The sequence below is a fragment of the Stutzerimonas stutzeri genome, assembly GCF_018138085.1.
GTDB lineage: Bacteria > Pseudomonadota > Gammaproteobacteria > Pseudomonadales > Pseudomonadaceae > Stutzerimonas > Stutzerimonas stutzeri_AI.
This window is the reverse complement of the sequence record NZ_CP073105.1, coordinates 769,984-791,287: the sequence shown is the minus strand read 5'-3', so window position 1 is coordinate 791,287 and position 21,304 is coordinate 769,984. Positions and strand designations below refer to the sequence as shown.

The following is a 21,304-nucleotide window of genomic DNA, read 5'->3' as shown; positions in this document are numbered from 1 at the left end:
CTGCCCGGTTATCGCAGGCAGAGCCTGCTCCTACAGAAGATACCCACCTCCGCACCGTTTCGCTTTTGTAGGAGCAGGCTCTGCCTGCGACCCGCTCCACCAGCGAGCCATTATCATCAGCACTTGCCCGCCCACACGCAGTGAGCCGCATCCGCATAACCGACGCCCTTTGTAGGAGCAGGCTCTGCCTGCGAAACGCTCCACCCGCGGGCCAATATCGTCAGCACTTGCCCACCCACACGCCATTGAACCGCACCCGCATAACCGACGCCCCTGTAGGAGCAGGCTCTGCCTGCGAACCGCTCCACCCCCGGGCCAATATCATCAGCACTTGCCCGCCCACACGCAGTGAGCCGCACCGGCCTGATCAGCACCCGCCGTCTCGACAGCTCCATGAAAGGTTCGCTGATTAGGCTGTCGCGGTTTTCGCCAGCGCGCTCGCGAAAACCGCGCATGGCCACAAGCCGTGCGTCAGTCCTTCAATACGTTGCGGAACGGCGGCCGGCCACAAGTCGGTGCGGCGGTTCCGCTTTTTTATGCACGAATGGCCTGCGAGGGTGGTTGAGGGGCAACGGTCGCAGGCAGAGCCTGCTCCTAGGGGAAAGATGGTTGCGGTTGGTGCCTTGGGGATCATCCGCCTGTCGGGCTCGAACCTCTCGGGCACTCCACGGGCCCAACCGTTGAGGTCTTACCGACGGAGCCGTCTATGCCTACCACCGCTGCCGCGCTAGAAGCGCTCCATACCGACGGCTTAGTGCTGCTGCAAGGCGTGCTGGACGCCGCGCAGGTCAGCGCCGTGCGCACCGCGATCAATGCGCTCGAGCCGATCCACTGGGATTACCAGGGGCTGGTCGACGACCACTACAAGTGCGTCTTCAATCGCGACCCCTTCTGGCTGCCTTACCTCGATCTGCCGGGCATCATCGAGCTGGCCGAAGCCAGCCTGGGTGCCGATTGCCATGTGATCGGCCAGACCGCCTGGCGCAGCCATCCGGGCTTCGTCGGCGGCGAGCTGCATGCCGACTATCTGGCCATGGAACTGCCGGAGCGCTGGCTCGCCGAGCCCGGTTTCGAGCTGCCGATGCAGATCTGCACGGCGCACATCTATCTCGACCGGATCGATGCGGACCTCTGCCCGACCCGGGTGATTTCCGGCAGCCACCGCGCCGGTCGCAAGCCACGCCCCGGCGAAACCCACTGGCACGGCCACGAACCCGAGCCGGTGCTCTGCGACGCAGGTGACGTATTGCTGTTTCGCAGCGATCTCTGGCACGCCGGCAGCCGCAATCGCACGGCCGACCGCAGCCGCTACCTGCTGCAGGTGCATTACGGCCGCCGGATGATCGCACAGAAGTTCTCGCCCTACTTGCAATGGCGTTTCAATCCCGAGGTCCTGGCCGCGGCTACGCCGAGGCAGCGGCGCCTGCTCGGTGAGCACGACGCCTCGGAATACGACTGAGCAGCGCGCCGGCCACGGCGAATCCCCGGCGGCGGGCTTCGTCCGGGCCGCACGCCCCTGGCATGGCTTCTGCACGCAGGGTTTGGTGGTCGCCAAGTGCGGCCCACCAAACTCGCCAATGCCCAGTCCGCTGAAGAGGTCGCCATGATTTCCTGCCGCAGCCAAGTCACCCAGATGATCGTTTCCGCCAAGGTACGCAAAGGCCTCAAATGGGCCGCGGTGGCCGACGCCGTCGGCCAGTCCAAGGAATGGGTTACGGCCGGTTGCCTGGGTCAGATGGCCTTCGACAAGGCGCAGGCGGAAACCCTCGGCAAGCTGTTCGAGCTGCCCGATGAGGCGGTGGCCTGGTTGCAGATCGTGCCCTACAAGGGCTCATTGCCAACCGCGGTGCCCACCGACCCGCTGGTCTACCGCTGGTACGAGCTGGTCAACGTCTACGGCAGCACCATCAAGGAGCTGATCCACGAGGAGTTCGGTGACGGCATCATGAGCGCCATCGATTTTTCGATGGATATCCAGCGTCAACCGGACCCGAAGGGCGACCGGGTCAATGTGGTGATGTCCGGAAAATTCCTGCCCTACAAGCAGTACTGAACGCACCCGATCAGTGCACGTCGGCGCCGAGCAGTTGCACGCTGGCCTGCAACTCCTGCTGTTCGCTGAGGCGTAGTTGGGTCAGGTAGGCGACCACTGACTCGATGTCCGCCTCGGACAGCTTGTCGGCGATCCCCATCATTACCGAGCCGGACCGGCTCGGGTCATGGGTACGAAAGCGGTTCAGCGCCTTGCTCAGGTATTGGCTCGGCTGCCCCGCCAGGCGCGGCATGTTCTCCTTGCCCTGCGCATGGCTGCCATGGCAACCGGTGCAGGTGTGCTGAAACAGCGTCGCGCCACGCTGAACCTGAGCCGCGTCGCTTGTGACTGCCACGGGCTCGACCTTTTGCTGACTGAAGTACACGGCGATGTTGACGCGATCTTCCAGGGTCAGGCTCTTGGCCAGTTTCGACATCACGAAATCGATGCGCTCGCCCTTGGCGAACTTTTCGAACGACTGGAACAGATAGATCGGGTTCTGTGACGCCAGGTTGGGAATATGCGGACGCTTGCTGTTGCCGTTTTCGCCATGGCAATACCCGCAGAACAGCGCACGCTCCTGGCCCGCCGCATAAGCCTGCTCACGCCGCTCGGCATCGCCCATCAGGTAATGAAAGCGTTCGATCGCCTCCTCACCGGCGTGGGCGAAAGGGGCGAGGCAACTGAGCAGTACTAGGGTCATGAGGCGCATGGGCGAGTCCGGCACGGGTTGATGTTTAGCCTGAAGGCAGCACCGGACTATAGGGAGAAAACCAGCCGAGATACTGGCACAAGTCAATAAAGCGTTCACCCTCGTGCCCGGGTGGTTGCGGGGCGCGCACCGGTTCGCGTTATGGCCATGCAGGTCGGGCGGCACGTCGCCGGAGCCAATACGGATACGCCATCGGCGCCGCCCAGCTATGCTGCCGATAAGCCTGCGCGCTAATGCCACATTGACCCTCGAAAAATAAACGTATGGCAGATCGCATCGAGCCTCACACAGCCGCTTCGTATTCGACTAAAGTAGCGGCCCCTTTTTGCCAGCACGAGCCGCGCACCATGCTAGATGGACATGCCGAACTGACCATGACCGTACTGATGACTCCGGACAAGGCCAACTTTTCCGGCAACGTTCATGGCGGCACGTTGCTCAAGTATCTCGACGAAGTCGCCTATGCCTGCGCCAGCCGCTACGCCGGCCAGTACGTGGTGACCCTGTCGGTGGATCAGGTCAACTTTCGCCAGCCGGTACATGTAGGGGAACTGGTGACCTTTCTTGCCTCGGTCAACTACACCGGCAACACCTCGATGGAGATTGGCATCAAGGTCATCACCGAAGACATCCGCCAGAAGACCGTTCGCCACACCAACAGCTGCTTCTTCACCATGGTGGCCGTCGGCGAAGATGGTCGCCCCACGACCGTCCCGACCCTGCAGCCGCAGACGCCCGACCAGAAGCGTCGCTTCGCCCAGGCCCAGCAACGCCGGCAAATTCGCCGCGAGCTGGAAGAGCGCTACCGGGCGATCAAGGACGATTATTGAGTCGAAGGGCGTCATCCCAGCCTGAGCGGATCCTTCCGATCCGACCGTACTGACCAGCGCCAAGGAGCGAGCCTGTGCACCGCTCGCCCTTGACCTGCTAAAACCCTATACAATCCGCGGCTTTTCCCCACCTGCCGAGGATCTGCCGTGAGCGCTTTGCCACCCTGCCCCCAATGCCACTCCCAATACACCTACGAGGACGGCCAGATGCTGGTCTGCCCCGAGTGCGCCCACGAGTGGTCCGCCAGCGCCGCCGAAGCCTCGGGCGACGACGAAAAGACGGTCAAGGACTCGGTCGGCAATACCTTGCAGGACGGTGACACGGTCACGGTGATCAAGGACCTGAAAGTCAAAGGATCATCGCTGGTAGTGAAGGTCGGCACCAAGGTTAAGAACATTCGCTTGGTCGACGGCGACCACGACATCGACTGCAAGATCGACGGCATCGGCGCGATGAAGCTGAAGTCGGAGTTCGTGCGCAAGGTCTGAACGTGGTTGTGCGCTCGAGCGCCTTGTGGGAGCGGTCTCGACCGCGAACAAACGGGGCTCTTGTGTAGCCCCATTCGCGGTCAAGACCGCTCCCACAGGCACCTCTGTCTTTGGCTGACAGGTGTGCCTCTGGACCGGATGAGTTCAGCCCACCACTTACTGGTAGAAAACCGACTCAACAGATCGCCGCACCTTGCGCAGCTCCGCTCGGTGGTGGGCTGAAATGCCTCGGCGGGTTTCACCCGCCCTACGCCTGCGCTGCGTGAAGCGATTTGTGGGAGCGGTCTTGACCGCGAACAAACCAAGCTACGACGCAGCCCCATTCGCGGTCAAGACCGCTCCCACAGGCACCTCTGTCTTTGGCTGACAGGTGTGCCTCTGGACCGGATGAGTTCAGCCCACCATTTACTGGTAGAAAAACCGACTCAACACTTCGCAGCAAGTTGCGCAGCTGCGATCAATGGGTGGCTGAAATGCCTCGGCGGGTTTCACCCGCCCTACGCCTGCGCTGCGTGAAGCGAATTGTGGGAGCGGTCTTGACCGCGAAACCAATTGGGCTCCGGCGCTGCCCCATTTCGCGGTCAAGACCGCTCCCACTGCACTTCTGCTGTTGCCTGACAGGTCAGGTGATCAGATGCCAACGACTGGCACCTGATCGACGGTCGCCCCGCTCAAGGCGTCAGGTAGGAAGAGCGCGTCAGGCCCAGCCGCAGCGCGTCGATGTATTGCGTCCGTTCCTTGGCACTCAGACGTGCGCTGGATACCTTGTCGCGGTAGTAGGTCATCAGCTCTTCGGGCGACAGGTGCACGTAGCGCAGCATGTCCTCGATGGTGTCGTGGGTCTCGATGCCAGCGTGGTAGAAGCTGCCATCCTCACGCTGGTAAACGTTGACCGAATCGGTATCGCCGAACAGGTTGTGCATGTCGCCAAGGATCTCCTGGTAGGCACCCACTAGGAACACGCCGAGGAAATACTCCTCTCCCGCCTGGATCTCATGCACCGGCATGCTGTTCTCAATGCTCTGCTCGTCGACGTAGTGCTTGATCTTGCCGTCGGAGTCGCAGGTCAGATCCTGCAATACGGCACGCCGCACGGGCTCTTCGTTCAGACGCTGCAGCGGCACGATCGGCAGGATCTGGTCGATGGCCCAGGTGTCCGGCAGGCTCTGGAACACCGAGAAGTTGCAGATGTACTTGTCGGCCAGCTTGTCGTTGAGTTCGTCGAGCACAGCCCGATGCGAGCGCTGACGCGCCTTGAGCTGGTTGTATAGCCGGCGGCAGATGGCGAAGTAGCTCTGCTCGGCCAGCGCCTTCTGCGCCAGGGACAGCTTGCCCGAGGCATATTGAGCGGCCGCCTCGCTCATGTAATGGGTAGCGCGCCAATAGGTTTCGGTGACCATCTCCGGATCGGTCGGGCCGAGCAGATCGGCCAGGGCCTGAACGATTTCCGGCAGCTCGTCGTAGTTCTCGATCGCCGGCGCCTCGTCGTTGTGCCGCTCGAAATCGGTGACCTGCATGACCAGCACCGCGTGGTGCGCCGTCATGGCCCGACCGCTCTCGGAGAAGATATGCGGGTGCGGCAACTCCTGCCGATCGCAGAATTCCTTGAGCATGCCGACCACGGTGCCGGCGTATTCGTCGATGTCGTAGTTGATGGAGCTCGCATTGCGCGAATGCGTGCCGTCGTAGTCGACACCCAGCCCACCGCCCACGTCGATGTGATCGACCGGCAGCCCCAGCGCACGCAACTCGGCGTAGTATCGAATGGCTTCGCGGAAACCGTCACGGTAGTCGGCCAGGTTGGCGATCTGCGAGCCCATGTGAAAATGCAGCAGCCGCACGCCCTGCTCCACGCCTGCGGCGCGGAAACGCTCGATTACGGTGAGCAGTTGAGCAGCAGACAGGCCGAACTTGGACTTTTCACCGCCAGTGTCGGCCCACTTGCTGGAGGCCAGCGACGACAGGCGCACACGCAAGCCGACCTGCGGAACGATCTTCAGCTCCGCCGCTTCTTCGATGACCAGCCCCACCTCGGACATCTTCTCGATGACGATGAAGACGTTGTGACCGAGCTTTTGCCCCATTAGCGCCAAGCGGATGAACTCACGATCCTTGTAGCCGTTGCAGACGATGGTGCCGCCTTTGGGCGCCAGGGCCAGCACGGCCATCAACTCAGGCTTGGAACCGGCCTCCAGGCCAATGGCGACGTTCTGCGTGGCGATGATGTTTTCCACCACCGCTTCCTGTTGATTGACCTTGATCGGGTACAGCGCGGTGTACTTGCTCTGGTACTCGAGGCGCTCGATGTTGGCATCGAACGCGCCGGTCAGCCGGCGCACACGGTCCTGCAAGATACCGGGGAAACGAACCAGCAGCGGCAGCGTCAGGCCGGCATCGCGCAGTTGCTCGATCAATCCGGTGAATTCGACGGCTTCGCCGTTCGGGCCCTGGGGGCGGACCTCGACATGACCCTCGTCGTTGATCGAAAAGTAGCCAGCACCCCAGTGACGAATGCCGTAGACGCTACGGCTGTCCGCTGCGGTCCATTGGCTGCCGTCATCTTTACGTGTACGTCGTACGGGCATCTAAGCCTCCTGAGAGTGGGTGGGCCTGCCGAGCATAGCGCGACGACAGAAGAGCGACTCCGGTTGGACAGCCGGTACGCACAGAAATAAGCGCAAGCGCGCCGTTGAACAGAACATGGCCTCAGCCACCAGACTTCTTCGCCTCGAAACCACGCTTGGTCAGTTCGTCGAGCAGGAGTTGAACATGATCACCCTGAATCTCGATGACACCGTCCTTGAGCGCGCCGCCAGTCCCGCAACGACGCTTGAGCGCGCTGGCAAGCTCCTTGAGCTCGGCTTCGGCCAGCGGCACCCCGGTGATGGTCGTCACGGTCTTGCCCCCGCGCCCTTTGCTCTCCCGGCGGACCCGAGCGATACCGTCGCCTTCCGGAATGACCGGCTGTTTACAGATACAGGCATCCAGCGGCTGGCTGCAATCGGGGCAATGCCGTCCGGCATCGGTGGAAAACACCAGCCCACCAAGGCCTGAAAAGGAAGTGGTTTTCTTGGCCACACGAACCTCTTGAGCGAAGAAAAACGAGGCTCGGCACGCCGGAGCCATCAAAGCGCGCCAATTTATCAGCAAATGGACCGCACTCGTAGGGTTGCGCCTGCCATCGCCGTGATCAGCCCCACGAATGCATGGCAAACACGGGCAGCACGGCGAAACGCACGGCAGTCAGCTGGCAGCCGATCCAGGCGGTAATCCAGGTAAGAGGCGCAACCGAGCCAGCGAAAGAAACTCGCGACATGGCCACCGAAGCAGAGGCGCTGCCCGCGAGCGCGCCTGCATCCCACCTAGCGGCGTTACCCAAATATTCCGGAGCGCGACCTGTCGCGATTACCGCTCCAAGGGCTGGAAACACTCCAAGACGAAGCAATCGGTGAACACACGGCGTTGGGACAGCCGCGATGTCCTTCGTTCACTCACTCGATGACGTCACAGCCGACCAGTCGGCGCGTACGGCTCGGGATCGATACATGGCGTTCGCTCGAGCATCAGGTCCGCCAACAACTGGCACGAAGCGGGCGCCAGCACCAGGCCGTTGCGGAAATGCCCGCAGTTGAGCCAGAGCCCGTCATGGCCAGGCACCGGCCCGATATAAGGAATGCCTTCCGGCGATGCGGGCCGCAGCCCGGCCCAATGCTTGACCACCTCGGCCTCAGCCAAGGCGGGCAGCAAGTCGACAGACGTCGCCCTGAGGCTTTCCAGCGCATCTTCAGTAGGCGTCTTATCGAAACCGACATCTTCCAGCGTGCTGCCCACCAGGATATGGCCGTCGCGCCGCGGAATCGCATAGCGCCGCTTGGCCAGCACCATGCTCGGCAGGAAGTCCTCGGCGCATTTGAACAGGATCATCTGGCCTTTCATCGGCTTGACTGGCAGTTCCATTCCAAGCGTCGCCAGCAATTTGCCGCTCCAGGCGCCGGCCGCCACGACGACGCGCTCGGCACGCATCTCGCCCTGCGCTGTTTGCACTCCAACGATACGCGCACCTTCACGGACGAAGCCGCTCACGGGGCATTGTTCGACGATCGCTACATTGGATAACTTCGCTAAAGCAGCACGCAGCGCCTGCAGCAAACGTGGATTGCGGACATTGGCGACACCCGGCATATATATCGCCGTGGCAAAGCCCGCGCCGAGAGCTGGTACAGTCAGATGCACCTGGTCGATGCCGACCCGGCGCAGCGGGCGCCCCTCGCGCTCGGCCCATGCCAGCGCCGCATCCTCGTCTTCCAGGTCCAACCAATACAACCCCGTTTCGTGGACCTCGGGGTCGATACCCGTCTCTTGAAAAAGCGTCTCACCTAGCTGCGGATAATAGTCCTGCGACCAATGCGCTAACGCCGTTACCGCGGGGCTATAACGCCACGGATAAAGTGGCGAAACTATCCCGCCGCCGGCCCAGGAGGCTTCGGTGCCAACAAAGCTGGACTCCAGAAGCAATACCGGTTTGCCAACCTGGGCCAGCCGATAGGCTGATAGCAGGCCGATTACGCCACCACCGACGATGATCACCTCTGAACTCACAAGCCTCTCCATCTGGTTCACATTTCAAGCCATTTTAACTTGGACTAAATGGCAGGCTGCTTTAAAAGGTCGTCTCTACCGTTGGATACCCAATACAAAAAGCAGCCAGGAAGGCTGAATATCATACGTGCAAAGGAACCGCACTATGGCGAACCGAAGTCAAGGCTTTACGCTTATAGAACTGTTGACCACGATGGCAATAGCTGGGGTGGTCATTTCGTTGGCTGCCCCGACGCTTGATACTCTAATTACGAGAAGCCGCCAGAAAGCTTTGCTGGATCAGGTCTGGTCGGCAATCCAGAGCACCAGAGCGGCCGCCGTCATTAGGAAAGAGTCCGTTGAGATCTGTGGTTCTAAGGACTCAGCGACCTGCAATTCCGATTGGGTCGGCGGCTGGTTGATCCGTAACACCGGCTCCCGACAAGTACTCCATGTCACCCAACTGAGTATCGAGGACCAACTACGGTGGAAAGGGTTGGGAAAACGCGTTCAATTCCGTAGCAACGGGACAACGCTAAACAATGGGACCTTCTTTCAGTGCCACGACACAAAAGTTGCCTGGCAACTCAAGCTCAGCCGCCAAGGCCGCGTTCGTGAAACCAGCGCTAGGGAAAATGCAGACAGCACGCTCTGTAGCGACAGATGAAGTCCCGGTGCGTCGCGCCCTTCTTGTGAAGCGCTTCACACAAGCAGAACGAGCCTTTACCGGCCATCGCCACAAACTGGCCGATCATCACCAGACTCAGGACAACAAACCACTACAAACCCATTATCCGCTCAAGAATTTCAACGGAGCACACCATGTCACGCCGTCGCGACATGCATGGATTCACCCTGATCGAACTGATGATCACCCTGGCATTGCTAACCATAGTGGTGGCTATAGCCGTGCCAAATTTCACGTTCTTGATTCAGAAGACACGCTTGCAGAGCAAAGCCGAGGAGCTAGTCGGCTTTCTACAGTTCGCCCGCAGCCAGGCAGTGACGCAAAGGACTACCGCTGCGATTGCAGTAGACGATGATGGCCCCTGGGTTCTCAGCTTCGGCAGCAACGAGCGCCAACTTGAACACATTCCTGCTCAAGCGCAGATGCTCGCAAATGTAGCAACCGTAACCTATCGGGCGAACGGCACCGCGACCCCGGCCGTCGTTACGCTCTGCCTCGATGGCAATCCCGCCACTGGATTCGTCGTAGAGGTGCAGTCCAGTGGAGCAGCGCGGTTGCATCCGCGCGGAATAGACGTTGACGGCAGCGACTTGGCTAGCTGCGAGCCATGAGGACGAGCATGAAACATAGTAAAGGCTTTAGCTTGATCGAAGTGATGGTGACTCTCGTACTCACCACTATCGGTATCCTTGGCATGGTAGCGATGCAAGGTCGCAGCATCCAGTACACGCAAGACTCGGTTCAGAGAAACTCAGCGGTGATGCTGGCAGACGAATATGTCGAAATTCTTCGAGCCAACCCCGCAGAGCTGTTCGAAAAGGCGCCGCCGAAAGAGCCTTTTTATAGCGGTTTCAAGGATACCTCGCTGTTTTACAAAGAAGCGGGAAGTGAATTCTCAACTGCCCCAGTGGCGTGTGTAAGCAACCCTAAAAGCGCACTGGAAATGCGTAATTGCTGGGTAGAACTAGCGCAGACAACGCTCCCGAACGCAGCGACCATATTTAAAGACGCCTTCTATGTCTGCCGCAGCTCTACACCAGGCACCTGCGATAGCAAAGGCTCCATGTTGGAAATTCAACTGGCATGGACAGTAAAAGCCGGCACCTGTCCTGATGACAGAGCGCCCAACGAAACCACCTGCATTTACAGAACTCGAGTTGAACTATGAGATCTCATAAACTCACTGCGCAGCGCGGGCTGTCGATGATCGAGCTTCTGGTAGCCCTCGCCATCAGCAGCTTTTTGCTCCTCGGCATAAGCCAGATATATCTGGACAACAAACGCACTCAGCTCTTTCAGCAGAACCAGACCGGCAACCAAGAAAACAGCCGCTTTGCTGCTCTGATACTTAACGAATACCTCGGCAAAGCGGGCTACCGCCGCGCGCCAGACCAGTTGATCGAAGAAGCATTCCCAGCGAAATCCTATCCGGGATGCAAAGAGTTCGGCAAAGGAAGCGCAGTTTCCGTGACTACCGACGGACAAGGCATATGCTTACGCTATCAGCCAGTAGTCAGTGGTGAACTCGATTGCCATGGCAATGCCAGCCCAGCATTCACCGACACTACTGCGTTCAAGCCTCCACCCACTAGCAGCCTGATTGTTCTGGCCATCAAGTACGTTCCTGGTACTGATTCGAAAGCTCTGAACTCAGGTACTTTGGAATGCAGCAATGTAACTGTCGCCAATCCCAGCTATGTAGAGTTGATCGCCGGTGTTGCCGACTTTCGTCTTGAGTTTGGAGTAGGCAGCAAAGACTTACTGGAAAGAAAGCTTACGGATGGCAGTAACCGCTTCGTGAGTGCAAGCACATGGAGCGAAAGCAGCGGCCCGATACGCGCGGTGCGTTACTCCATCCTACTTGCCAGTAACGAAGACCAGAGGGATAGCGAATCACTGGTTTACAACAAGTGGTATGACGCCGCTGACGCCACGGTAAAAGCGCGCCTCGCTGATGGAGATCGCAACCGCATCTATCAGGTAGCCCACGCTACACAGACCATCAGGAATTTGATGCCATGACCGATTTTCTGCCTTCCAAGGAGCGCGGCGCTACGTTGCTGGTAGCACTTGTAATGCTCCTCATTATGACCGTACTCGCTGTTTCCAGCATGCGCGGCGTCGTGCTGGAATCCAGAATAACCGGCAATCGCGCAGAGAACTTGCGCTTGCAGGGAGCAGCCAATGCTGCATTACGGGAAGCTGAATTCCGCTTCTATGGCCCGGCATACCTGCGCGACAAACTTGAACCCAACCAAACTAATTGCCAGAAGGACAATGTACTGCAGTCGAACGGTGCCAACCGCCCTTGCCTGCTTAACATTAGTGGTGAAGCCGATCGACTAAGCTTTATGCTCGACCCGTTGAAGTACCTTAAAAACAGTTTGGCTGAAAACAAATCGGGCGCCGACACGGATGCCGCCGGCACAACCGAGTTCGTCACCTGGATGCCTTACCGGGGCAGGATCGCGGGAAATGACAACGTGACATCTACTGATTTCGGCGTGTACTGGAATACGCACCTGATTACGGTTGGCGAGGACGACGCTACCGCCTTGAATGCCGAATATGGAGCAGTCATGGAAGGCCGAGGCACTTACTTCTATCAGATAAATGGACAAGCTGACGACCGGCTAGCCGTGCAGTCTACAGCCGCCAATGTCTACGTCGGCCTGAATAATTAAGGAATAAGGACATGAGCGCTAAATATTCCGACGGTGTAAAAACCCTCATCGCGGCAGCCCTTGGCTCGGCCATCTTATCTGCTCCTTTTAGTTTGAGCGCCGCAATATCTCAACAACCTTTATCGCTTACCGAAGGGGTTGCACCTAACCTGCTTGTGACACTTGACGACTCTGGAAGTATGTCCTATGCATATGCGCCCGACGGCATTAGCGGCGATGCCAGGACAGACAGAAACGCGTCGCAAGCGCGGTATTTCGCCTCACGCTACAACCCCATGTATTATAATCCAGCAGCAAAATACGAATTACCTAAAAAGCTCAGCTACAACGCGAGCACTGGCCTGACCACTGTCACCTCCTACCCTAAGCCAACCTTTACGAATGCCCCCATAGACGGATATTCGCCAGCTAAGGGAAGTATCAACCTGAGCAGTGACTATCTTGCTACCAAGAGCTATACCCCGGGCAGCACTGGCCAGACATTTGCCTCACATCCATTTTCAGTATCTGGAAGCTATAGAAACGGCACTGCGGCGTACTATTATAACTTCAGGTCAGATATCTGCACGGATTCCCAAATCAGCAATAACAGTTGTTACACCCGCGTATCGGTCCCGAGCACAGAGCAACAAAACTTTGCTAACTGGTATTCTTTCTATCGCACGCGATCGCTCGCCACTGCAACAGCAGCCAATCTAGCTTTCCACAGCTTGCCAGAAAACGTACGGATTACGTGGCAAATGCTTAACTCCTGCCAAGGAATAGGAAGCGGATCATGCTCGGGCCGAACAGGGTCATTCCCAAACTACCTGAGAAACTTTTCCGGAAGTCAACGGCAAAGCTTTTTTGATTGGCTTTCAGATATCCCTGCATCAGGATCAACACCATTACGCGCAGCGACACAGCGGGCAGGAGAGTTCCTGAAGCGCACGGACGTAAATGGGCCTTGGGCAGACTCTCCAGGCTCCTCCATTGGCGCAAAGTTTTCTTGCCGACCTTCCTATCATATATTGATGACAGACGGGGTTTGGAATGAAAGCACCAGTATCGGTATCGGAAACTATGACGGGACGTCTCGAAAATTGCCAGACGGCAAAACTTATTCCTCCCGGACGCCATTTGGCGACGATAGCTCCAACACACTCGCGGACCTAGCTTTCAAATACTGGGCAGAGGACGCAGCCCCGGGTATTGATAATAAGGTTAAACCCTACATTGCAGACCCGAGCGATTCTGAAAATCTCCAGTACTGGAACCCCAGAAATAATCCAGCCACTTGGCAGCACATGGTTAATTACACGCTGGGTCTAGGTCTGACTCGAACGCTGATCAATCCTGCGTGGGGAGGCAGCACGTTTACCGGAGACTATTCTAGATTTCTAAGTGGTCAGGCGGCCTGGCCAGCGCCTGCCAGCAACGCAGAGCAGAACGTTTATGAGCTTTGGCACGCAGCAATCAATTCGCGCGGGGAGTTCTTCAGCGTCGATTCGCCGGAGGATATGGTTACCGCGTTTCAGAAAATTCTGAGCCGTATTGCTGAACGCAATACGTCTGCCGCCAGCCCGGCCATCAACTCGGGCATGCTAGATGACGGAACAGGCGGATTGGTGAGCTATGCCTACCAGACGTCTTATTCAAGCAACGAAAGTTGGGCAGGTGATATCAAGGGCTACCTGAAGACTAAAACACTCAATGCTGTAGCCGGCCTTTACGAGGCTACGACTACAGAGGAGTGGAGTGCTCGTGACAAGCTCGCCAGCCGTAGTGCGAGCCGGAACATAACTATTGCTGCCCCTACCGGTGAAGCGTTTCGAGATACTGATGGCCTTAGTGAGCTAACGTGGAGCCAAGCCGGTGACCCAGCAACGCCTGGCACTCTCGCCTATTTCTTGCGACAGGATCCGGATGATGGCGACACGCTGGAGACAGATTACACAAACGCACAGCTTCGCTTGAATTTTCTTAAGGGTGATCGCAGCAAGGAGGAAGTTCTGTTTCGTAAGCGCCATACCATCCTTGGCGACATGATTGCTTCAAAGCCGGTGACCGTGCGCGGTGCTCGTTATTTGAGCAGCTATGCCGAGCGCCTACATCCGGGGAGCAAGTACGCCGACTTTGTCAAGCTGCAGCAGAAACGTGCACCTCGTGTCTATGTTGGCGTCAATGACGGGATGCTGCACGGCTTCGACGCGTCCTCGGGACAGGAAGCTTTCGCGTTCGTTCCAACTGCGGTTTTCCCAAAGCTCCACAAACTGACGGGTAAGAACTATCAGGGCGCTCACCATCAGTTTTATGTCGATGGCTCCCCAGTTGTTGCCGACGTTTATATAGCCGGAGCATGGCGCACCGTGCTGGTTGGCACGTTACGCGCTGGCGGGAAGGGGTTGTTCGCACTGGATGTAACCGATCCTGCTGAGATCAAATTGTTGTGGGAATTCCATGACAGCTCGATCCCTAGCAGTAATAACGTGCGTTTGGGTTACAGTTTCCCACAACCCACGATAGCGAGATTACATAACGGCAAGTGGGCTGTGGTTACCGGCAATGGTTATGACAGCACCAACAAGGACAGCGGCAAGGCAGCGCTGCTGATTATCGACATGGAGACCGGCAAACTCACCAAGAGCCTGGAAGTCACCGGCGAAAAAGGCGTAGCCAATGGCCTGTCTACCCCAAAGCTGGCCGACTTCAATGCGGACGGCGTGGCGGACTTCGCATACGCCGGCGATCTTCAGGGTAATCTTTGGCGGTTCAACCTTACTCCAGAAGACATGGTGGCCCCTTATACCCGTCAGGAGAATGAAACAAACACGGCGGAAATTGGATTCAAGGTCTCTTATTCCAACAAGCCAATTTTCAAAGCAGTCACTGACACGGGTGCACGCCAACCCATCACCGCAGCGCCCTCCATCATCCGCCATCCCACACTGCACGGTTATTTGGTTGTTTTCGGTACGGGCAAATATTTCGAAGAGGGTGACAAGGACGGCTCATCCACGACGCAAAGCATCTATGGCATCTGGGACACCGATACTCTCAACCCCAACGGCAGCTTGCAGCCAGCTAGCTTGACCAGAGAAAAACTTCAGGCTCAGTCGATGAACACAACGCTTGAAAGCGAAGTAACTGGTCGAGATGCCCGTCTATTGAGTGAAAACGGCGTTAAGTGGGCCATTCCGCCATCATCGACAACGGCCCAGTGGACCGACAATGAGGGACTTAAGTATGGATGGTTCTTTGATCTGAAGCTTGGTAGCGAGATGATGATCGAGAATATGGTCACTTTAGGAAGGACCTTGTTTTTCCAGACGCTAGTCCCTAATGCAGACCCCTGCTCGGCGGGTGTCGAAACCTGGACATACGCGATCAATCCCCAGACAGGGGGGCGCACTCTGTACCATGCTTTCGTCGATCATCGTAGTGCCAACAGTCCTGACACGGTCATCTCCGCGGTACGGCAGGACGGCGAGGGTGGCCTGACCTTGGGGCAAGGCCCAGACGCTAAATACGAGCTATGCACCGGCCTCGAATGCAAGCCGGTTTTCCCAGACCCTTCCAGTCTCGGCCGTCAGAGCTGGCGTCCAATAGGGGAGTAATCACATGAATACCAGATTGCACATCCCGCTTGCAGCAATATCGCTGATATTGCTATCGGGCCTAGCGAACGCAGCGACCTTCGAAGCCGTAGGAACGATCGACGAGGTGCGGCTTGGCGAGAATCTCGTAGTCGTCGAGCAGACGACTTACGCACTGCCGAACAACACGGTAATAAACGGAACGCCAGCGATACTCCAGCTAAAGCCTGGATACCTAATCAGCTTCAGCGGCACAGAAGCCTCGCCACGCTCGATCATTGAGTCGGTCTATCTATATCCAGACTCCGTACGCCGCGTTGAACAAGGAGAGCAGCCGTGACTGCAGCACACAAAGGCTTCACTCTGATCGAACTTATGATCGTCGTCGGCATTCTGGGGATACTTGCTGCTATCGCTTACCCCAACTACACCGAATATGTGCAACGTAGCAATCGAACTGAGGGGCAGGCATTGCTTAATGACGCAGCTGCGAGCCAAGAGCGCTTCTTCGCACAAAATAATCGCTATGTAATTGCGGCGGCAGACATAGCCAAGCTAGGCCTGCGAGGCACCAGCGGCACTACCGTTAAATCTGATAACGGTAAGTACACCTTGACGATCGGCACAAATGCCAATGACGGGGGCTATACGCTTACCGCAACGCAGAGCTTTGGAGACTCTTCCTGCGGCAATCTGACCCTAAATGCCCGAGGCATCAAAGGTAATAGCGGAACTAAAAGCGTCGATGTGTGTTGGAAGTAAGCTATTACCCGTTTATAAATCAGGCCGGCATTAGCCGGCTTGATTACGGGCCTAGCACTAGCCATCCACCGCCTTCAACCGCAACTCCTTCGGCATGGAAAAGGTCACATTCTCCGGTCGGCCATCCAGCTCGTCCATGCCGGTTGCGCCCCACTCTTTTAGCCGTTCGATAACCCCACGCACCAGTACCTCTGGTGCCGAGGCGCCGGCGGTGATGCCGATTCGGTTGATGTTTTCGAACCATTCCTGCTTGAGGTCTTCCGCGCCATCGATCAGGTAGGCCGGCGTATCCATGCGCTCGGCCAACTCGCGCAAGCGGTTGGAGTTCGAGCTGTTGGGGCTGCCGACTACCAGTACCACATCACACTCGCCGGCCAGCTGCTTGACGGCGTCCTGACGGTTCTGGGTGGCATAGCAGATGTCGTCCTTGCGGGGGCCGCCGATGCTTGGGAACCGCGTGCGCAGCGCATCGATCACGCGGCTGGTGTCGTCCATGGACAGTGTCGTCTGGGTGACGAACGCCAGTTCTTCAGGGTTGCGTACCTGAAGATTGGCCACATCGCTTTCGTCCTCGACCAGGTAGATCGAGCCGCCATTGGCGGTGTCGTACTGGCCCATGGTGCCTTCGACTTCAGGGTGCCCTTCATGGCCGATGAGAATGCATTCACGGCCCTCACGGCTGTACTTGGTCACTTCCAGATGCACCTTGGTCACTAGCGGACAGGTCGCATCGAAGACCTTCAGGCCGCGCTTGTCGGCTTCCATCCGCACGGCCTGGGATACGCCGTGGGCGCTGAAGATGACGATGTACCCATCCGGCACCTGGTCCAGTTCGTCAACGAAGATGGCGCCCCGCTCGCGCAGATCTTCGACCACGAACTTGTTGTGCACGACCTCGTGCCGCACATAGATCGGCGGCCCGAAGACTTCCAGCGCACGGTTGACGATCTCGATGGCCCGGTCGACACCGGCACAAAAGCCACGCGGATTGGCGAGTTTGATTTGCATATGGCCTCTCGACGCTCGGGACGGATGAGTTGTGAAGTGTATCGATGCGAATGGCGCTATGGTGGATAGCAGCGGACCGGCAGCTAGCGAAGCGTCATGGTCGTCCGCAATCCTCCCTTGAGGCGCTGCGTGCGGACGACCGAAAACTCAGACCGATTTGACCTCGAATATCTCCACTTCGAAAGTCAACGCCTTGCCAGCCAGGGGATGGTTGAAGTCGACAGTGACCTGACGGTCATCGAAGCTCTTGACGATACCGGGCAACTCGGTCTTGGCCGCATCATTGAAGATCACCAGCAAGCCCTCCGACAGCTCCATGCCCTCGAACTGACTATGCGGCATGGTTTGCACGTTTTGCGGGTTGTGCTGACCGAACCCCTGCTCCGGGGCGATCTGGAAGGTGCGTTTGTCGCCGGCCTTGAGCCCGAACAATTGTTGCTCGAATCCAGGCAACAGGTTCCCGTCTCCGACCTTGAACGTCGCCGGCTGCTTGTCGAAGGTGGTGTCGACCTGCTCACCATTTTCCAGGCTGAGCGCGAAATGCAGTGTGACCTGCGTGTCCGGACCGATACGCTGTTCAGTCATTTGCTATTTCTCTCGTTTTACTGCTACGGAACATGTCCAGCGCCAGCATCACAGCGCCTACCGTGATGGCGCTGTCAGCGATGTTGAACGCTGGGAAATACCAGCGGTTCTGCCAATGCACCAGAATGAAGTCGACGACGTGTCCAAGCACCATGCGGTCATAGAGGTTGCCGAGCGCGCCTCCCAGTACCAATGCCAGCGCGACGGCGAGCCAGCTTTCGCTGGGCTTCAGCCGCTTCAGCCAGACCACCAGTACCGCACTAACGCCAATGGCGATCGCGGCAAATAGCCAACGCTGCCAGCCGGAGTGATCGGCGAGGAAGCTGAAAGCCGCTCCGGTGTTATAGGCGAGGGTCCAGGCGAAGTAGTCCGGGATCACCTCGACCTTTTGGTACAGACGGAAGTTGGTTTCGAAGTAGTGCTTGCTCGCCTGGTCCAACACGATGACTAGCACGCTCAACCAGAGCCACGCCAGCTTGCCGAAACGGGCGCTCATGCGAGGCGCCCTTGCGCCGAAAGACCGAGGCCATCACGCATAGTGGCGAACCTCTCCAGCACCCTCGATGTTCTCCACGCAGCGGCCGCAGATTTCCGGGTGCTCGGCATGGGTGCCCACGTCCGGCAGGTGGTGCCAGCAACGCCCGCACTTGGGATTTTCGGTTTTGGCGACCGATAGTTTCAGGCCGGCCACTTCGCTTTCGACCGCATCGGCCGGTGCTTCGGCAAGCGGAGCGACACGTACCGCAGAAGTAATCAGGACGAAGCGCAACTCGTTACCCAGCTTAGCCAGGTCGGCTGCCAGCGCCTCCTCGGCATACAGCACGACCTCGGCCTGCAGGTTGCCACCGAGGGTCTTGGCTGCGCGACGCGCCTCTAGTTCCTTGTTGACCGCAGCCTTGACGGCCATGACCTTGTCCCAGAATTCGCGGCCAAGCTCGACGTCTGCCGGCAGTTGCGCAAGCCTCTCATACCAGGTGTTGAGCATCACGGACTCGTTGCGCTCGCCTGGCAGGTACTGCCAGATTTCATCGGCAGTGAACGAGAGGATCGGCGCGATCCAGCGCACCAGCGCTTCGGCGATGTGATACAGCGCCGTCTGGCAGGAGCGCCGCGGCAGGCTGTCGGCGCCCGTGGTGTACTGGCGATCCTTGATGATGTCCAGATAGAAGCCGCCCAGCTCCTGCACGCAGAAGTTGTGCACCTTCTGATAGACATTCCAGAACTTATAGGCGCCGTAGGCTTCCTCGATTTCGCGCTGCAACAGCAGGGCGCGGTCGATGGCCCAGCGGTCCAAGGCGATCAGCTGATCGTTCGGCAGCAGATGCTGCGCCGGATCGAAGCCGTCGAGATTGGAGAGCAGAAAACGCGCGGTGTTGCGAATACGGCGATAGGAATCGGCGCTGCGCTGCAGGATCACCTTGGAAACCGCCATTTCCCCCGAGTAGTCGGTCGAGGCGACCCACAGGCGCAGGATATCGGCACCCAGGCTATCGGTGACTTCCTGTGGCGCTACGACGTTGCCCAGCGATTTGGACATCTTGCGACCGTTCTCGTCGACGACGAAGCCATGCGTCAGTAGCCCCTTGTACGGCGCGTGGCCGTCGATTGCCGAACCGGTCAGCAGCGAGGAGTGGAACCAGCCGCGATGCTGGTCGGAGCCTTCGAGATAGAGGTCCGCACGCGGCCCCTGCTCATGCCCCATCGGATGCGAGCCACGCATCACGTGCCAATGGGTCGTGCCGGAGTCAAACCAGACGTCGAGGGTGTCGCTGATCTTCTCGTACTGCGCCGCTTCGTCGCCCAGCAACTCGGCTGCGTCCAGTTTCGACCAAGCCTCGATGCCGCCCTGCTCCACACGCTGGGCAACCGCCTCCATCAGTTCGACGGTGCGCGGATGCAGGTCGCCGCTTTCCTTGTGCAGGAAGAACGGGATCGGCACGCCCCAGGTGCGCTGGCGCGAGATGCACCAGTCCGGACGCCCGGCGATCATTCCGTGCAGGCGCGCCTGGCCCCACGCGGGGACGAATTCGGTCTGTTCGATGGCGTCCAGTGCGCGGCGACGCAGCGAGCTGCCGTCATGCGCGACCTTGTCCATGCCGACGAACCACTGCGCCGTGGCGCGGTAGATCAGCGGCGTCTTGTGCCGCCAGCAATGCATGTAGCTGTGCTGGATCGACTCGTGCTTGAGCAGTGCACCCACCTCACGCAGCTTCTCGACGATCGCCGGGTTGGCCTTCCAGATGAACTGGCCGCCGAAGAACGGCAGATCCGGGACGTAGACACCATGGCTCTGAACCGGGCTGAGAATGTCGTCATTCTCCATGCCGTAGTGCTTGCAGGAGCGGAAGTCGTCCTCACCATAGGCAGGCGCCGAATGGACGATACCGGTACCGGCGCCGGTTTCCACGTAGTCGGCCAGATAGACCGGCGAGAACCGCTCGTAGAACGGATGGCAGAAGCGGATGAGCTCCAGCGCACGTCCCTCGCAGCGGGCGATGATCTCGCCCTGCAGTTCATAGCGTTGCAGGCAGGATTCGACCAGCTCTTCGGCGAGCACCAGCAGCCGGTCGCCAGTGTCGACCAGCGCATAAACGAAATCGGGATGGACGTTCAGCGCCTGGTTGGCCGGAATGGTCCAGGGCGTGGTGGTCCAGATGACGATGCTGGCGGGCTTGGACAAGGCCGGCACACCGAAGGCCTCGGCCAGCTTGTCTGCGTCCTCGACCTGGAAAGCGACGTCGATGGCATCGGACTTCTTATCCTGGTACTCGACTTCCGCCTCGGCCAGCGCCGAGCTGCAGTCGAAGCACCAGTTCACCGGCTTGAGGCCCTTGAAGACGAAACCGCCCTCGACCATCTTCGCCAATGCGCGGATTTCGCCGGCTTCGTTGGCAAAGTCCATGGTGCGGTAGGGGTTGTCCCACTCACCGAGCACGCCGAGGCGGATGAAGTCGGCCTTCTGCCCTTCGATCTGCTCGGCGGCGTAGGCGCGGCAGCGCTCGCGCGTCAGGTCGGCGGGCTGATTCTTGCCGTAGGTGATCTCGACCTTGTGCTCGATCGGCAGGCCATGGCAGTCCCAGCCTGGAACATAAGGCGCGTCGAACCCGGCAAGAGTCTTGGAGCGGACGATGAAATCCTTGATGACCTTGTTCACCGCATGGCCGATATGGATGCTGCCGTTGGCGTACGGCGGGCCGTCATGCAGGACGAACTTCGGACGACCTTCGCCAATCTGCCGCAGCTTCCCGTACAGGTCGATGCTGTTCCAGCGCTGCAGAATCTCCGGCTCGCGCTGTGGCAGACCGGCCTTCATCGGAAATGCCGTGGACGGCAGATTGAGGGTCGCTTTGTAATCGGTCAT

The 21,304-nt window shown here is 58.7% G+C and carries 20 protein-coding genes; 12 read left to right on the top strand and 8 right to left on the bottom strand.

The annotated features are described in order from the left end of the window. The first annotated feature begins 706 nt into the window (after positions 1-706). Positions 707-1,459, top strand: a complete 753-nt coding sequence (locus KCX70_RS03840; protein ID WP_212619326.1) for a phytanoyl-CoA dioxygenase family protein — start codon at positions 707-709, stop codon at positions 1,457-1,459. A 144-nt stretch (positions 1,460-1,603) separates the two neighbouring features. After that, entirely contained in the window at positions 1,604-2,053 is a 450-nt protein-coding gene (gene cynS, locus KCX70_RS03835; protein ID WP_102852880.1) for a cyanase, read from the top strand. Between the two features lie 10 nt (positions 2,054-2,063). On the opposite strand, the gene KCX70_RS03830 is transcribed toward cynS, so the two are convergent. Continuing rightward, positions 2,064-2,744: a c-type cytochrome gene (locus KCX70_RS03830; protein WP_212619325.1), complete on the bottom strand. Its 681-nt coding sequence runs from the start codon at positions 2,742-2,744 to the stop codon at positions 2,064-2,066. 347 nt (positions 2,745-3,091) lie between these two features. Between KCX70_RS03830 and KCX70_RS03825 the strand changes: the two genes are divergently transcribed. After that, complete coding sequence (locus KCX70_RS03825; RefSeq protein ID WP_102852878.1) at positions 3,092-3,574, top strand: acyl-CoA thioesterase; 483 nt, start codon at positions 3,092-3,094, stop codon at positions 3,572-3,574. A gap of 147 nt (positions 3,575-3,721) precedes the next feature. After that, on the top strand, positions 3,722-4,063 hold the full coding sequence (locus tag KCX70_RS03820; RefSeq protein WP_212619324.1) for a zinc ribbon domain-containing protein YjdM: 342 nt from the start codon (positions 3,722-3,724) through the stop codon (positions 4,061-4,063). A 671-nt stretch (positions 4,064-4,734) separates the two neighbouring features. Here KCX70_RS03820 and speA read toward each other — a convergent pair. The 3 genes from speA to thiO form a co-directional block, all read right to left on the bottom strand. Next, complete coding sequence (speA, locus tag KCX70_RS03815) at positions 4,735-6,648, bottom strand: arginine decarboxylase (RefSeq protein ID WP_021207542.1); 1,914 nt, start codon at positions 6,646-6,648, stop codon at positions 4,735-4,737. A 121-nt stretch (positions 6,649-6,769) separates the two neighbouring features. Then, complete coding sequence (locus tag KCX70_RS03810) at positions 6,770-7,141, bottom strand: translation initiation factor Sui1 (RefSeq protein WP_212619323.1); 372 nt, start codon at positions 7,139-7,141, stop codon at positions 6,770-6,772. 426 nt (positions 7,142-7,567) lie between these two features. Next, positions 7,568-8,662 (bottom strand): glycine oxidase ThiO, encoded by a 1,095-nt coding sequence (gene thiO, locus KCX70_RS03805; protein WP_212619322.1) that lies wholly within the window; start codon positions 8,660-8,662, stop codon positions 7,568-7,570. Positions 8,663-8,807: 145 nt separating this feature from the next. Here thiO and KCX70_RS23495 point away from each other — a divergent pair, with 145 nt between their 5' ends. The 8 genes from KCX70_RS23495 to KCX70_RS03765 all read left to right on the top strand — a co-directional run bounded on the left by KCX70_RS23495 (position 8,808) and on the right by KCX70_RS03765 (position 16,350). Continuing rightward, positions 8,808-9,308: a GspH/FimT family pseudopilin gene (locus tag KCX70_RS23495; protein ID WP_021207545.1), complete on the top strand. Its 501-nt coding sequence runs from the start codon at positions 8,808-8,810 to the stop codon at positions 9,306-9,308. 155 nt (positions 9,309-9,463) lie between these two features. Next, positions 9,464-9,940, top strand: a complete 477-nt coding sequence (locus KCX70_RS03795; RefSeq protein WP_021207546.1) for a GspH/FimT family pseudopilin — start codon at positions 9,464-9,466, stop codon at positions 9,938-9,940. 8 nt (positions 9,941-9,948) lie between these two features. Beyond that, complete coding sequence (gene pilV / locus KCX70_RS03790) at positions 9,949-10,497, top strand: type IV pilus modification protein PilV (RefSeq protein WP_021207547.1); 549 nt, start codon at positions 9,949-9,951, stop codon at positions 10,495-10,497. A 35-nt stretch (positions 10,498-10,532) separates the two neighbouring features. Continuing rightward, positions 10,533-11,351 (top strand): PilW family protein, encoded by an 819-nt coding sequence (locus KCX70_RS03785; protein ID WP_249121696.1) that lies wholly within the window; start codon positions 10,533-10,535, stop codon positions 11,349-11,351. Continuing rightward, entirely contained in the window at positions 11,348-12,013 is a 666-nt protein-coding gene (locus KCX70_RS03780) for a pilus assembly PilX family protein (RefSeq protein ID WP_021207549.1), read from the top strand. The genes KCX70_RS03785 and KCX70_RS03780 overlap by 4 nt, the downstream gene beginning before the upstream one ends. Positions 12,014-12,024: 11 nt before the next feature. After that, positions 12,025-15,609 carry a pilus assembly protein gene (locus tag KCX70_RS03775; protein ID WP_212619320.1) on the top strand — a complete coding sequence of 1,195 codons (3,585 nt, stop codon included), beginning with the start codon at positions 12,025-12,027 and terminating at the stop codon, positions 15,607-15,609. Between the two features lie 4 nt (positions 15,610-15,613). Next, the gene (locus tag KCX70_RS03770; RefSeq protein WP_212619319.1) at positions 15,614-15,928 is read left to right on the top strand and encodes a PilY2 family type 4a fimbrial biogenesis protein; all 315 of its coding nucleotides are present in this window, start codon (positions 15,614-15,616) and stop codon (positions 15,926-15,928) included. Between the two features lie 35 nt (positions 15,929-15,963). Next, positions 15,964-16,350, top strand: coding sequence for a type IV pilin protein (locus KCX70_RS03765; protein ID WP_249121732.1), 387 nt, complete (start codon positions 15,964-15,966; stop codon positions 16,348-16,350). Between the two features lie 57 nt (positions 16,351-16,407). Here the strand turns inward: KCX70_RS03765 and ispH are convergent, their stop codons facing one another. The 4 genes from ispH to ileS form a co-directional block, all read right to left on the bottom strand. Next, complete coding sequence (ispH, locus tag KCX70_RS03760) at positions 16,408-17,358, bottom strand: 4-hydroxy-3-methylbut-2-enyl diphosphate reductase (protein ID WP_212619317.1); 951 nt, start codon at positions 17,356-17,358, stop codon at positions 16,408-16,410. 147 nt (positions 17,359-17,505) lie between these two features. After that, on the bottom strand, positions 17,506-17,943 hold the full coding sequence (locus KCX70_RS03755; protein ID WP_212619316.1) for an FKBP-type peptidyl-prolyl cis-trans isomerase: 438 nt from the start codon (positions 17,941-17,943) through the stop codon (positions 17,506-17,508). Then, a complete protein-coding gene (gene lspA, locus KCX70_RS03750) occupies positions 17,936-18,439 on the bottom strand; it encodes a signal peptidase II (RefSeq protein ID WP_212619315.1) in 504 nt (167 codons plus the stop codon). Before lspA ends, KCX70_RS03755 begins: the two co-directional genes overlap by 8 nt. A 33-nt stretch (positions 18,440-18,472) precedes the next feature. Then, positions 18,473-21,304 (bottom strand): isoleucine--tRNA ligase, encoded by a 2,832-nt coding sequence (gene ileS, locus KCX70_RS03745; protein WP_212619314.1) that lies wholly within the window; start codon positions 21,302-21,304, stop codon positions 18,473-18,475.

Bases quoted from the DNA above. Each gene is read 5' to 3' on its own strand.
- KCX70_RS03840 (WP_212619326.1), top strand. From the start codon at position 707: ATGCCTACCACCGCTGCCGCGCTAGAAGCGCTCCATACCGACGGCTTA.
- cynS (WP_102852880.1), top strand. From the start codon at position 1,604: ATGATTTCCTGCCGCAGCCAAGTCACCCAGATGATCGTTTCCGCCAAG.
- KCX70_RS03830 (WP_212619325.1), bottom strand. From the start codon at position 2,744: ATGCGCCTCATGACCCTAGTACTGCTCAGTTGCCTCGCCCCTTTCGCC.
- KCX70_RS03825 (WP_102852878.1), top strand. From the start codon at position 3,092: ATGCTAGATGGACATGCCGAACTGACCATGACCGTACTGATGACTCCG.
- speA (WP_021207542.1), bottom strand. From the start codon at position 6,648: ATGCCCGTACGACGTACACGTAAAGATGACGGCAGCCAATGGACCGCA.
- KCX70_RS23495 (WP_021207545.1), top strand. From the start codon at position 8,808: ATGGCGAACCGAAGTCAAGGCTTTACGCTTATAGAACTGTTGACCACG.
- KCX70_RS03795 (WP_021207546.1), top strand. From the start codon at position 9,464: ATGTCACGCCGTCGCGACATGCATGGATTCACCCTGATCGAACTGATG.
- pilV (WP_021207547.1), top strand. From the start codon at position 9,949: ATGAAACATAGTAAAGGCTTTAGCTTGATCGAAGTGATGGTGACTCTC.
- KCX70_RS03785 (WP_249121696.1), top strand. From the start codon at position 10,533: ATGATCGAGCTTCTGGTAGCCCTCGCCATCAGCAGCTTTTTGCTCCTC.
- KCX70_RS03780 (WP_021207549.1), top strand. From the start codon at position 11,348: ATGACCGATTTTCTGCCTTCCAAGGAGCGCGGCGCTACGTTGCTGGTA.
- KCX70_RS03775 (WP_212619320.1), top strand. From the start codon at position 12,025: ATGAGCGCTAAATATTCCGACGGTGTAAAAACCCTCATCGCGGCAGCC.
- KCX70_RS03770 (WP_212619319.1), top strand. From the start codon at position 15,614: ATGAATACCAGATTGCACATCCCGCTTGCAGCAATATCGCTGATATTG.
- KCX70_RS03765 (WP_249121732.1), top strand. From the start codon at position 15,964: ATGATCGTCGTCGGCATTCTGGGGATACTTGCTGCTATCGCTTACCCC.
- ispH (WP_212619317.1), bottom strand. From the start codon at position 17,358: ATGCAAATCAAACTCGCCAATCCGCGTGGCTTTTGTGCCGGTGTCGAC.
- KCX70_RS03755 (WP_212619316.1), bottom strand. From the start codon at position 17,943: ATGACTGAACAGCGTATCGGTCCGGACACGCAGGTCACACTGCATTTC.
- lspA (WP_212619315.1), bottom strand. From the start codon at position 18,439: ATGAGCGCCCGTTTCGGCAAGCTGGCGTGGCTCTGGTTGAGCGTGCTA.
- ileS (WP_212619314.1), bottom strand. From the start codon at position 21,304: ATGACCGATTACAAAGCGACCCTCAATCTGCCGTCCACGGCATTTCCG.